At 50.6% G+C, this 11,774-nt stretch carries 12 protein-coding genes and 1 pseudogene; 5 read left to right on the top strand and 8 right to left on the bottom strand.

The annotated features are described in order from the left end of the window. The first annotated feature begins 34 nt into the window (after positions 1–34). The 4 genes from gmtY to greB are packed head-to-tail and all read left to right on the top strand — an operon-like array spanning position 35 to position 6,305. Positions 35–1,390 (top strand): gamma-mobile-trio recombinase GmtY, encoded by a 1,356-nt coding sequence (gene gmtY, locus Q9451_RS33710; RefSeq protein ID WP_311165503.1) that lies wholly within the window; start codon positions 35–37, stop codon positions 1,388–1,390. Positions 1,391–1,423: 33 nt separating this feature from the next. Further along, positions 1,424–5,176, top strand: a complete 3,753-nt coding sequence (locus tag Q9451_RS33705; RefSeq protein ID WP_311165501.1) for a VPA1269 family protein — start codon at positions 1,424–1,426, stop codon at positions 5,174–5,176. Between the two features lie 4 nt (positions 5,177–5,180). Then, complete coding sequence (gene gmtX / locus Q9451_RS33700) at positions 5,181–5,771, top strand: gamma-mobile-trio protein GmtX (RefSeq protein ID WP_311165500.1); 591 nt, start codon at positions 5,181–5,183, stop codon at positions 5,769–5,771. A 30-nt stretch (positions 5,772–5,801) separates the two neighbouring features. Next, positions 5,802–6,305 carry a transcription elongation factor GreB gene (gene greB / locus Q9451_RS33695; protein WP_311165499.1) on the top strand — a complete coding sequence of 168 codons (504 nt, stop codon included), beginning with the start codon at positions 5,802–5,804 and terminating at the stop codon, positions 6,303–6,305. A gap of 147 nt (positions 6,306–6,452) precedes the next feature. On the opposite strand, the pseudogene Q9451_RS33690 reads toward greB, so the two are convergent. Next, positions 6,453–7,040: pseudogene (locus Q9451_RS33690) on the bottom strand (hypothetical protein); the annotation flags it as partial. 108 nt (positions 7,041–7,148) lie between these two features. On the opposite strand from Q9451_RS33690, the gene Q9451_RS33685 reads away from it, so the two are divergent. Continuing rightward, positions 7,149–7,436, top strand: coding sequence for a hypothetical protein (locus Q9451_RS33685; protein WP_170831735.1), 288 nt, complete (start codon positions 7,149–7,151; stop codon positions 7,434–7,436). Between the two features lie 9 nt (positions 7,437–7,445). On the opposite strand, the gene Q9451_RS33680 is transcribed toward Q9451_RS33685, so the two are convergent. The 7 genes from Q9451_RS33680 to Q9451_RS33650 form a co-directional block, all read right to left on the bottom strand. Next, a complete protein-coding gene (locus Q9451_RS33680; RefSeq protein WP_010792724.1) occupies positions 7,446–7,832 on the bottom strand; it encodes a hypothetical protein in 387 nt (128 codons plus the stop codon). Continuing rightward, the gene (locus Q9451_RS33675) at positions 7,825–8,022 is read right to left on the bottom strand and encodes a hypothetical protein (protein WP_283879783.1); all 198 of its coding nucleotides are present in this window, start codon (positions 8,020–8,022) and stop codon (positions 7,825–7,827) included. Before Q9451_RS33675 ends, Q9451_RS33680 begins: the two co-directional genes overlap by 8 nt. 94 nt (positions 8,023–8,116) lie before the next feature. Then, complete coding sequence (locus Q9451_RS33670; protein ID WP_172688645.1) at positions 8,117–8,404, bottom strand: hypothetical protein; 288 nt, start codon at positions 8,402–8,404, stop codon at positions 8,117–8,119. Positions 8,405–8,530: 126 nt separating this feature from the next. Continuing rightward, the gene (locus Q9451_RS33665; protein ID WP_172688644.1) at positions 8,531–8,728 is read right to left on the bottom strand and encodes a hypothetical protein; all 198 of its coding nucleotides are present in this window, start codon (positions 8,726–8,728) and stop codon (positions 8,531–8,533) included. 32 nt (positions 8,729–8,760) lie between these two features. Continuing rightward, positions 8,761–9,426: a hypothetical protein gene (locus Q9451_RS33660; protein ID WP_172688643.1), complete on the bottom strand. Its 666-nt coding sequence runs from the start codon at positions 9,424–9,426 to the stop codon at positions 8,761–8,763. Positions 9,427–9,484: 58 nt separating this feature from the next. Continuing rightward, positions 9,485–9,985: a hypothetical protein gene (locus Q9451_RS33655; RefSeq protein ID WP_172688642.1), complete on the bottom strand. Its 501-nt coding sequence runs from the start codon at positions 9,983–9,985 to the stop codon at positions 9,485–9,487. An 886-nt stretch (positions 9,986–10,871) separates the two neighbouring features. After that, positions 10,872–11,501 carry a hypothetical protein gene (locus Q9451_RS33650; RefSeq protein ID WP_172688641.1) on the bottom strand — a complete coding sequence of 210 codons (630 nt, stop codon included), beginning with the start codon at positions 11,499–11,501 and terminating at the stop codon, positions 10,872–10,874. Between the last annotated feature and the right edge of the window lie 273 nt (positions 11,502–11,774).

The following is an 11,774-nucleotide window of genomic DNA, read 5'->3' as shown; positions in this document are numbered from 1 at the left end:
TTACGATCCTAACGATACTTGTCAGGTAATTGCGATGGCTTACATCATAAAGATTAAAGCACGCTACCAAAACGATCAAACCGGCCGTACCATTAAGCTCCCTGCTTTATGGACCGAAAGCGGCGTATTAGTATCACACCTTCGCTACCTGGCTGACAACAGCAAGAAGAGCTCATCCTGGAAAGAGAAGTCCACACAAGCCGTTAAGCTACTAATAGAGTATATTAATGCCAATGTAGGATTATTTAAGAAAACAACAAAACTTCTCGCATCATTTGCAAGAGCTTTAGAAGAGGGCACCGTAGATCCAAGAACATTAAAAGACCCCTCGCAACTCTTTTGGCTACCAAAATCTAGCGAACACTGCTCAGACCTCCTGTTCCTAATAACAGACTATACCGACTGGATAACCCGTCAAAGTGACTTTAAAATAAAGCTTGCCAATCCTTTCAGACAAGCTACCTCTACGGAGCAGCGGATGAACTGGTGCGCCTTCCACAATAAACGAAACAGAGTCTTTTTGAATCACATTGTGGACCCGGACAAACACGTCGAAGCGTTAAGCACCATTCGCGAAGTAACAGGACCACAGCGCCCCACCGAAAACATTGCACCCGCGAAAAGATTTCCTGAAGACAAAATTGATCTCTTGATGAAAGCAGGATTTATTATTCTGAACACCAAAAAGTCCGACATACCGCGCCCTGACTACAAGGGCCAGGCATTAACGCTGCTCATGCACTACGGAGGCTTGCGCAAATCTGAAGCACTGCACCTTTACTTGTCAGATATCATTCTAGACGAGAAAAAAAACGAGGCCATTGTAAGGGTCTATCATCCGTCTAACGGAAAGTCACCTGACGAGCAATACCCTACCAGAAAGCAATTTTTAGCAATACATTACGGGCTATTGCCCCGAACTGAATACCTGAAAACAGAACGGCTGCATTTAGGGTGGAAAAACCCAGTACTTGACAACAAAGATGGTTACTTTTCAGTTCAGTTCTTCCCACCCCATAAAGCCGCAGAGTTCTTGAGTGTATGGATTAAGTATCTTAAAGAACAGCGCACCGACCCAGATTCATCACACGACCACCCTTATGCATTCACCAATTCAAAGGGAGAGCCTGAAACTCTAAAAAACGCCCAACGCCTACATAAGTCGGCCGTGGAGCGAATTGGCCTACTGCACCGAAAATTAGTTGGCACAAGCGAGCACGGGCATCGGCACAGCTATGGATACAGGCTTCGAGAAAATGGATTCAATCAAATTGAAATCCAAAAGTGCATGCACCATAGAAGCCCCGATTCATGCTTAGTTTATATTCAGCCGACACATGAAGAGATACGACAAAAAATGTCAATAATCGATAAAAGCAGCCTACACTGAATCATTATTTCTGCGGACTCAAGGTGAGGCTCCATGCCAGAAAAAACAAAATACGCAACCTTACTCGAAGTTAAAGCCGCAGTTAGAAAGCTTGGTATAAAAAATAGCAGAGCCTACAGACTTCGCTGGCAAGAAGATCCTAGGCTACCGGCCAACCCTTATATTGATTACGCCAGCGAATGGCTCTCATGGTACGACCTCTGTGGTAGTGAAAGGCCAATTGAGAAATATCTGACGCTCGCAGAGGCACGTGAGGCCGTAGCTCGCCTAGGTATATGGACAGTGGCCCACTATTCAACTGATCACCATAAAGACCCAAAGCTCCCAGGCGACTTGCGCTTTTACCCGAACTTTAAAGGGTGGCCAGAGTTTATTGGCAAAAGCATATATAAAGATTTCTATAAAACACTCAGCGAAGCTAGTAGAGCAGCGCTTGCGCTCGGCATCAATAGCTACTACCAATACACTACGCTAAAAAGATACAAAGCAGACCCAAAACTGCCTGCAAACCCTAGCACCATCTATCCAGACTGGCAGAACTGGAAGCATTTTTTCGGAACAAATCATTTAGTCCCAGTTTATGAAAGTTATGAACTGGCCTCTGCAGCCGCTATATCCTTAGGAATCCAACACTCAAGTGAGTATTTCACTCGCCGAGAGGAAGACCCGAAATTACCTATTCACCCCCAGACCCGCTACAAAGAGCGATGGGAGGGCTGGGTAAATTTCCTCCATCCTGGTAAAACTAGGAAAGTTTACGAGACCTTTGAACAGGCTAGAGCTGCAGCCCGCAACCTGAATTGCAAGTCACGAACAGATTACTACACAAAATTTAAAGAAGACTGGCGTCTGCGCAGAGATCCAACGAGTGTTTATACGGATCAATGGACGTCATGGAAGGACTATTTAGACCTAACAGTACAATATGAAACGCTACATGAAGTGCGCATAGCTGCACAGAGATTAGGCATCAGCACAAAGCGACAGTATGAATTAAATTACCATAACGACCCGCGCCTTCCAAGCAACCCGGAACAATTCAAAAATGAATGGAAGTCGTGGATTCACTTTTTCTTGCCCGTTGCTTACGACTGCCTTGACGACATTAGAATAGCAGTAACTCGGCTCGACATAAAAGACAGTCAGGATTACCGCAACCGCTATAAACTCTACCCTCCATTACCCGCCCACCCTGAACGGGCATTCCGAGACGAATGGAAAAGCTGGTATGATTTATGCTCTATCAGAACGTTTTACACTTTCGATGAAACAGTAAAACTAATTCAGCCTCTTAATCTTAACTCCTTACGAGAATATAGAGAACATGTGAAGTCCTCAGGAGACAATAGATTACCGTACACTCCGGACAAAGTATATTACAGAGACTGGACCACCTCGTATGCGTTCCTCGGAAAGACGGAGCCATTTTCAGAAAGCTCGATAGATGCTGACCATTCGAAGTGGCTGGAGGATTTAAATAGCTTCATGAAAGAAGCTCGTGGCGGACGGGGAAAACAGCTAGCAATCTGCCGTTTTTTGGCAACTTATGTGCAGCCAAACGCATACGGAACCACACCAGGAAAATTCCTCTCAAACAAGTCTATAGAATTACAACATTTCAAAAACTATGTAACCTCCACAACCCCAGAATATCTTAGACGAAGCTTCGTCATGGCCATAAACGAATTCATGCGATTCATTATCCGCGAGCAATTCACGCTTGAGGATGACGAGACTGGTGAATTGATAATCGCAGACGGAATAAGCAACCCATTACGCGGCAGCGAAACAGAATACTCAGGCACGACAAGCAGTAGCGGCCCTGGCGAAACATCTAAACCAGCTTTGGCCTATCAATATGTTGCAGCCCTGCAAAAATGGATAGTTCCAGATACTGCAACCAGCTTCTCTGACTTAACCCACCTCCATAATTTCGACGCTGACTGGGTAGAGATCGATCTAAATAATTTCAAATTGGATAACAGCGATCCTGATCTCATTACACGTTGGATTGGAGGAAAGTTTAAGGCATGGTTTCCAATGTATTGGATGCAGGTACTCACCCTAGTTTCAGTCCCCTCCAGAGGTAGACAAATTGCATACTGCGACTCAGGGGAAGGCGATGAGTACATCCCAATTCATAATGACTGCAAGGTTGTCTGGGCTAAAAATGAAGGCCCGCTTTCAGGCATAACAAAAAATCAAGGCTTCATAAAACGATATCCTGGCGATCAATGCGGAATGTTTGTTACTAGCAACAAGACCAGTATTGGGTATAGCGGTTACAGTGTGCCATGGATACCCCCTCATTTGCTCCCATGGATCATTAAGCTCCGTCAGTGGCAGGCAAAATATAACCCAATAATTCGCCCTATGCCATGGATTGAATGTATTCGCACCAACCTGAATGAAAGCCAGCGTCATGCCAAAGGTGCTAATTGCTTCTTGTTTCGTCTCTTCGGGGCTGAAGAACCTGGATCCCCAACAAATATACTAACCCCTCGACTCGCAGCCGCACTTTATTACTCACAACCTCGGGACTTACCATTAGCCACGCTGACAGGCCCCAGAGAGAAACTAAGTTGCTATTCGTCTATTTATACTCCACACAGTATGAGGGTAAGTCTTATCACGGCATACGTCCATGAGTTCGGGCTACCCATTGAAATCACCATGAAGATTGCTGGACACAGTTCAATCGTGATGAATTTGTACTATGTAAAAATCGGAGGCATTGAATTACAACGTCGATTTTCAGAAGGTGAGAAGCGTGCGCTTCAGAATCAAGTATTTGTTGCACAGAGCATGATCGAACAGGGCAGAATCGATCAAATCCAAGGGCAATTAGTCGCAAACAACCAAGATGCCCTCGAGCTGATATATAGGCAAAAATCTCCAGGCAGCTATTTATTTCGAGACTACGGCTTTTGCCCATATGCAGGTGCTAGGTGTGATGACGGAGGATCGCTCGGTAAAGGTGATATTTGGTTGCCGGTGCCAGGCGGGTATCTAGGCAGTCAGAACTGCATAAGATGTCGCCACTTCGTAACCGGCCCTGCATTCATAGGTGGCCTGCTAGCTCTAGGTAATGAAATATCGTTAGAAGTAAATCTTCAATTTACAAAATACGACGAACTCCAAGCCAAAGCTGAAGAGTTAAGATCCGAAATTGACAGTCGGGATGAGCGAGAGTATGAATTAAGCAAATACGGAAAAGACATTGAAGCCCGAGACCTAAGTCTAGAGGCTAAGCATCGAAAACTGCTAGCCGAAGCTGAGAGTGCAGCTAAAAAACTTGATGTATTGATTTGTGATGTGCAGGCTAGCGCAAGCCTAATAAAGCAAATCGAGCAGGCAACCCTTACAAAATCCAAGTCCGAGCCTCAAGACTCACTCATGCTTATTGTACAAGAGGGTCATGAGCTTAGGCTCGCGCTAGAAGAAACCACTCACTTTCATCAGTTAAGCGAGGTATGTGAAAATGCCGAGATATATGAATGCGCTTCTGCCCACTCTGCCTTGGCCGCAAGATCCCAGCTATTGGACAAAATGCTTGAAGACAATAATTCCCCGCAGCGAATGTTCAGGCTAAATAAGGAGCAGCAGCTTTTAGTTGGCAATCAGATCGCAAGACTCTTGATATCACGACTCAGAAGCTGGGAACGTATCGACTCACTAATTGAAGGGAAATTCAGGCTGGCCGAACTGGTTGGACTTGAGAGCATCTCTCTTAAAGAAATCAGCGATGTCTTTATAAATAACGCAAGAAACTTTCCTCAGGTTTAAAACCATGACGCCATCTGAAACTCTGAGTAAACTAAAGCAAAATTGCAGCTTAAAAAAACAGCATACTCTGGACGCAGTGTACGAGGTATGCAATGAGATGCTATCGAACGGCGAAAAGAACTTTTCATTTTCAGCCATTGCACGCCTAGGCATTGATTGTGGAGTACCAAACGCTCAAAGCATGCGAAATAGTTCGGGCCAAGCATATCGCGTGCTAATACAGGCATTCAAAGAGGCGGCAGGTCCGGCCCACCATGACCGAGCACCGTCAGATTGGATAGACGCGATAAAAGATGGTAAGGCTAAATTTTTGGCGCGAGCCCAAGAGGCTGAGAATCATCGCCTCCGAAGACTGCTGAGAGAAATTACGCCGCCCAATCTCGAAATCCGGGTTGATGATCGCACTCCGTTTTCATCCGAGAATAAATTATCAGAAATAGAACGCAGAGCTCTTTTGTATTTAATGTCAGAAGAGTTCAGGCTACAATGGGGCTGTACACTGGGCAAGCACGGCGATTTGATTGACAAGAAGGGAGCAAAGGTGTTTCGCCCAGGAACCTTTGATGCAATACAGAAGGCTCTCAGAGCATTGTGACCGCTCTTTGAATTAGCAAACAGGCATAAAATGGCTACCAATCTCATTACTGAAGCTGGCTATCAGTCCTTGAAAGATGAACTAGATTGGCTCTGGCGCGAAGAGCGACCGGAGATTACCAGAAAAGTCACTTGGGCTGCGTCTTTGGGTGACAGAAGTGAAAATGCTGACTACCAGTACAATAAAAAGAGGCTAAGGGAAATAGATCGGCGCGTAAGATACCTCCGTAAGCGTATCGAAGACCTTCGGGTAGTCCCTTATTCCCCAACTCAGGAAGGCAAGGTATTTTTTGGGGCTTGGGTAACTATTGCCAACGGGGATGATACAAGCAAGAAATTCCGCATTGTAGGTGCTGATGAAATTTACGATAGGAAAGACTTCATCTCAATTGATTCCCCGATGGCACGCGCATGCATTGGCAAGTGTGCAGGTGATGAGATTGTTGTTCGGACTCCAGCTGGCGATGCCTACTGGGAAGTCACCGAAATTGAGTACAGGGAGGCGGAAGACGCACCCCGGTTCATTAAACCCTGAGGTGCCTCCAAATCGGCCACCACTATGTCAAAACCAGCTACAGTGATGGCCGACAATGAATAGTACGACGCAAAAGTACAGTACTATTCCGAAAAACCAGCAAAATCAATGTATAAGACCAAATAGTACACGAGCTTGGGGTTCTTCCTGATACTCCGTCGACCCACCAAGGAAGATTCCGCATGCCGGGTTGAGATACTCTCGTACATCGTCGGGCTCCATGCCATCTTGCACCGCTAGCAAAGTCAGGGTGGGAATCCCTGAAAGTCGTTCCTTCCATTTGAGGCTGAACTCCAGTGATCTCATCCCACCGGCCACAATGTCAGGCAGGATGAAAAAGTCGCTTCCCTCGCCAAGCAGGTCGATTGCTCGCCCAAATGCGCGCTCATCAAATGGACGTCCTTGCTGAAATGCTGTCCAAGCGCCGTTGTCCAGGCAGTACCGGAAATTTTCCGTCCGTAATACGCCAGTTGGACTCACCAGCAGTCGCCAGCCAGCCTCACGCATGGCGGCAAGATTCTGCTTGGTACCAGTTCTGCTTGCGTAGGAGACCATCTCGCGGCGATGTACGGGTAGCCGCTCCTCACATTCCGGTTCCAGATCAGCACTGCCATCGAGGTTGTAGTAGTCGGCATAGGCCATGACAGCCTGGGAGTACCCGACTCGGCTTCCCTCCTTGTAGGGGGTCATCCAGCTTGGCGGGGTGAAGGCGGCGTCTTGCATGTTGAGCTCCATGAGCAGAATTCATGCAAATGGTGACTTGCCCTGAGTGTGCCACCAGCCGGTTATGATCAGGATTCGTATGGTTTTGAGGCTGCAAATATGCGCTACCCGAATTCCTTCATGACAACCTATTTCAACGGCTGCGCCGGCGGGCAATCTGAGCCATGCGTCGTTATTTTTCGCGACGAAGAGGTGGTAATCGAATACACCCGCAAGGGGCAACCCTCCACATATCGGGGACACCTGAAGGACGGCATCTACTCTTTGCGGTACTGGCCAGAAGCAGATGGATTTGTTGGGGAGGCCACCCTATGCGCACCAGAGGGGAACCTCATGGACGGAGACTGGTGCGAGCAGGAAGGCGGCAGCAAGGATGTGGGCACCTGGGAAATCGAACTCAGAAGGTAGGGCCGCCGATCAGCGGCCCGGGTGGTGCCTCCGGTTCCACTCTTTGATGATTCCTTCCGGAACCTGAGCACACTCAGCAAGATCGTCGATTCCGAGGCGTTGGGCGAATCGTTTGATCCGCCAGGACTCGCTCGGGTAGCTTGCTGCCGTGTACTGGGGTTTGAGCCAGTTCAGGGCCTGGGCGGCATTCTGAAAACAACGCCGCCCGCTATAGCCCAATGCCGGGCCGATCACCACGGCTGTGATGGCCAGTCTGTCACGTGGATTGATCGACTCCAGTAGCGTGATGAGAGGGCTTTCCGGCTTCTTGAACTCAGGTACACGTCCTGTCCGAACATACTGGGCGTGAAGCCTGGGATTCCGTGCCATCAGGTGCAGCGCTTTTCGATCAACCATGATGGTCCCCTTCGATCAGATCCTGGGTCGGCAAAACGGTATTCAGGTTCACCCAGCGCACCATCTGAGCGTCGGGAGATTCCCCACCGTAGACTCGCTTCCTCCAGGCCGGGAAAAGGAAATCGCCGCTCTCCTGATCTTCCTTCTCCTCCGCCTGGAGCCGATCAACCTCTGTGTTGGCGATGTACACGATTGTGTTGCCATCTTTCAGGGGCCGGCCGCGGAGCGCCTCGATACCCTGCTGTGCAATCAGTTCAGCTGCGGAGCCTGGACCTGGGGTCCTCTTAACCATTGAAGTGCCCCTCGACTACATCAAAGCATCCTTCATGGGAGTAAACGTTCACGCTGTTGCCGTTGGGGAATGGCTCGCCCTGGAGGACGATTGCGCATCGCCAGTTTCCCGCGGAGGTGCGCAGAGTGTTCATTACTCGTCCACGAATTGTCGGTTTCAGCATGGACTTGTCGTGAGGTGTGAAGATCACGTGGTCCATAGGCTGGACTGGACATTCAAGTGCTGGAACAACGCCGGAGGATTTCAAATCCCTGGGGAGGGTGAGGCTGATTTGCTGCATGTCATGGCTCCTGTTTGGTCTAGCCATGATCCGATTGATTTGGGAGTGGCAGAAGCGAGGAGTGGTACTCCGCATTCGTGTCCCCGAAGGGAAGTGGGGGCTAACGCCCCACTTACACTTGGCCGCTTACCCTTTCTTGCGCTTGCGCGCGGCCTGATCATCCAAGGCAGACAGTCCTCCGGCGAAGAACGCGCAGATCAGGGCAGCAATGGAGATGCCGACGATAATGTTGGACTCTGCCCAGTGTCCGTACTTCACAACGAAGAATTGGAGGCCGGAAGCGAGCAGGATAAAGGCGATGACAGCGATAGCGCGCAAAATCATGGGGTGTACCTCTGTAGGATTTGACGAAATTCTCAAGCCGCCACCGGTGTGCCAGGAGCACTCTCGTCATCATTTTTCACCGCCTGCCTGACCGTTCCTTCGTAGAAGCGCAAAGCGTCGCCTAGCGCCTGGATTCGAGCAGCCACCCGGGCTTCCCATCCGCCACATCCCTCTGGTTTGGTCTTGAGGAGGTTCAACGTTTGGTCAACGAGTTCGCTGGACGACAAGTGGTCTGAATTTTCATAGGAGAAAATCATCTTGTTGCTGAGCAGCAGCGCATCCATTCGGTCATCGCTCACCTCAAGAGGAACTATCGGACCTCGAAAAGCAGGGTCAGGTCGGTAGAACGAAGCAATCCCGGCTACAGGCACAGCAGGAGTGCTCGTTACGCGCACAGTTGGGAAAATGCTTTCTGCGTAGACCAGCAGCGACTCCGGTGATGCTTTCGGTCCAGAGATATCAGTGCCCAAGCAAACCAGTCCGTTGCCGTCATAGGTTGCGACCTGAAGCACCTCTTGGCCGTAGTCCATCCAAACGAAACCGGAGGTTTTCTGCCGCGCCGCGATAGCGATTACCCGCGCAGGGATCGTGTTGATCTCGACAATTGGCTGGGCATAGGAAGGGCCAACAACGAAGTTTCGACGGAGGGCAAGAGCAGCGCGTTGAATACGGGGGCAGTTCGAGCGGGAGGATGACATGAGGTGGCTCCAGTGAGTGACTGGAGCCATTACCCCATGAGGTCAGGCGTGGCAGAACCTAGGCAGCGGATCGAGCTGGTTGATCGAGCAGTTGAGCTTGGAGTGCTCCTCCTTGGTCTACGATCGCTTCAAGCAATGCGTTCACCTGGCGCGAGACATTCACCCACCACGCCAAGGCTGTGAGCAGCATGCTGTGGACGCTCACCTCATGGGTTTTGGCTTGCTCTGCTATTCGGTCCCGAATGTAAGGGGTGTAGCGCAGCATGGTCGAAATCTTGTCCGAAGCCAGGCCGGGCTCTTCGGTGACGACAGGCAGTTTTGCCAGAAGCACCGCGACGTCCGCTTCATCAAGTTGAGAGATCAGCATCTTGCGGATCAATGCGCAGCGTTTCTGGTGGTCAAGCCAAGAGATCAGGCCCATGACGCATTCTGCATTCATGCTCCTCCCATGCTGTAGGGCGAGGTCGGTGAGGCCTTTATGGCACTGGCTGTTGAGGCGGACCATGACTTTGGGGGCGGTACGGGAGTTGCTGTCCTTGTTCTTCATCGCTTCGTCCATACTCCTACTTCTTTGGTACCACGGCCAAGGGTGGCCGTGGTACGCATTGTGCCGGTCGAGCTGGCGTAGTGCCCGCCAAACATCGGAGCTGTAATCCAGGCTGAACCTAGCTCTGGTCGTAAATGGCGAGTCCTTCCACGGTATCGAACTGCTCGTCCAGGCGCACCCATCCGAGACGTTTGCGCAGCCTCGACCAAGTCGCAGATGGCTTGTCCTTTTGATCGTGCGGACTCCCCGTCATGAAGGTCTATGCACCGCGTGTAGTATTCAAACACCTGGTTGCTGGTGGACATGGAGATGCTCCCTTATTGGTGGGAGACATCTTCAAGCGCGTCAGGGCGTGCCAGAACCCCAGGCGGCTGAGCCGGGGATTCAAAGTTGAGTGATCCTCTGGTTCTCCACCTTAAGCCTTCCGGCGACGTTACCTCGACCGGAAATCCGGATTAGCTCCCAAACTTCGGAATGACTCGAGCTACTGGCATCGTCATCCAGCCTGTCGCAACGACCTAGGTAGAGGTTTCGGCTACCCAGGAACTCGGCGGTAACGGACTCGGCCGTGCGCTGTATGAAATTGCGAACCTGGATGCGTTCGCCGGCGAAGTCCAGGGATGAACCATGCTGTGCCACATAGGTTTCGAGTTGTGTGGAAGGCATTGAAGCTCCGGGTAACAGTACGTACTGGCGGAGGCCAGTGTTCCGATTGTGGAAAGGGATTCAAGTGAAGTGAGGGTGCTGAAATTCAAGGCGGCCCTTATCCCGATGAAAATCAAGGGTGTGATTCAGGAGAGTTGGCCAGGTTTGGTGCAGAACCCGGCCATCAGGGGAGGGGGAAATGCAGGGGCAACAGCAAGCGCTTGCTGCCCAAATGCATGTCAACACGCCAGTGTTAGTCCCAGCCGGCGTGCTCCACAGCCTTGTTGAAAGTATCCGCGACCAGGTGGGCCAGCTCCTCGTGCGTGTCTGCCTTCGGATGCTGCAGTCCGTCGGTAACGATGGCCTTGTGTTGCCAGGCCCAGGCCTTGCCCTTGTCGGCGAAGATGATTGCGCGAGCTTCGGCGATCCAGAATCGGAACTCAGCTCGCACTTGCTTGGGATCGTCATTGTCCGGAACCTTTGGAACCACCCAGGCGGAGAATTGGCGACTCCGGATGGAATCTACCCAGCGGAGATCGTCCTCGATGTCCATTCGGAACAGGTAGGTATCAGGCAGGGCGAGCTTCTGTTCCAAGATCGATTTGATCTTGCCGGCAACATAGCGCCCATGATCCTTGATGTTGCCCTTGAGTGCGTCACGAAGCTCCTGCTTCGAAAAGCGGCCTGCCATGTGCGCAACGCACTGGCCATCCCGCATGACCGTAGTAAACCGACCGTCTTTGTTGAAGACGATGCGCGCTTTCTCATAGCTGTCGTGGAAATGGTCGCCGCAGATTGCTTCTAAGGCTGCGTAGGTGGCCTGCATGCTGGCCAGGCCGATCATGTCTGCTTCCTTCTCGGTGATAGGTGCAGGTACGTTCATTTTCAGGTTCCCCGTGGTGTGTAATTGGAACCATCTTCCCCGCCGGTTGAGTGTGCCAGAAGCACTGTAATGGCCCGATTTTCCAACCCCTGTCCATCGAGGCAGTCGGTTGAAGATTGCACGTGCGCAGAGCGGGGATGTTCTAGTCCCAAATGGGGAAGTGAACGGCAGGTGCTAATTCAGGCCCCCATAGCAGGGACCGGAATGGCACGGGAGCCGCCAGGAAAACATCGCGGAGTCGAGAATGGTTCAACCTCAAACAAGCCGACTCAT

It is taken from the genome of Pseudomonas sp. NY8896 (assembly GCF_039634505.1).
This window is presented reverse-complemented; position numbering and strand designations above follow the sequence as displayed.

Coding starts and splice junctions, on each gene's coding strand:
- gmtY (WP_311165503.1), top strand. CDS start 35: ATGGCTTACATCATAAAGATTAAAGCACGCTACCAAAACGATCAAACC.
- Q9451_RS33705 (WP_311165501.1), top strand. CDS start 1,424: ATGCCAGAAAAAACAAAATACGCAACCTTACTCGAAGTTAAAGCCGCA.
- gmtX (WP_311165500.1), top strand. CDS start 5,181: ATGACGCCATCTGAAACTCTGAGTAAACTAAAGCAAAATTGCAGCTTA.
- greB (WP_311165499.1), top strand. CDS start 5,802: ATGGCTACCAATCTCATTACTGAAGCTGGCTATCAGTCCTTGAAAGAT.
- Q9451_RS33685 (WP_170831735.1), top strand. CDS start 7,149: ATGACAACCTATTTCAACGGCTGCGCCGGCGGGCAATCTGAGCCATGC.
- Q9451_RS33680 (WP_010792724.1), bottom strand. CDS start 7,832: ATGGTTGATCGAAAAGCGCTGCACCTGATGGCACGGAATCCCAGGCTT.
- Q9451_RS33670 (WP_172688645.1), bottom strand. CDS start 8,404: ATGCAGCAAATCAGCCTCACCCTCCCCAGGGATTTGAAATCCTCCGGC.
- Q9451_RS33665 (WP_172688644.1), bottom strand. CDS start 8,728: ATGATTTTGCGCGCTATCGCTGTCATCGCCTTTATCCTGCTCGCTTCC.
- Q9451_RS33660 (WP_172688643.1), bottom strand. CDS start 9,426: ATGTCATCCTCCCGCTCGAACTGCCCCCGTATTCAACGCGCTGCTCTT.
- Q9451_RS33655 (WP_172688642.1), bottom strand. CDS start 9,985: ATGGACGAAGCGATGAAGAACAAGGACAGCAACTCCCGTACCGCCCCC.
- Q9451_RS33650 (WP_172688641.1), bottom strand. CDS start 11,501: ATGAACGTACCTGCACCTATCACCGAGAAGGAAGCAGACATGATCGGC.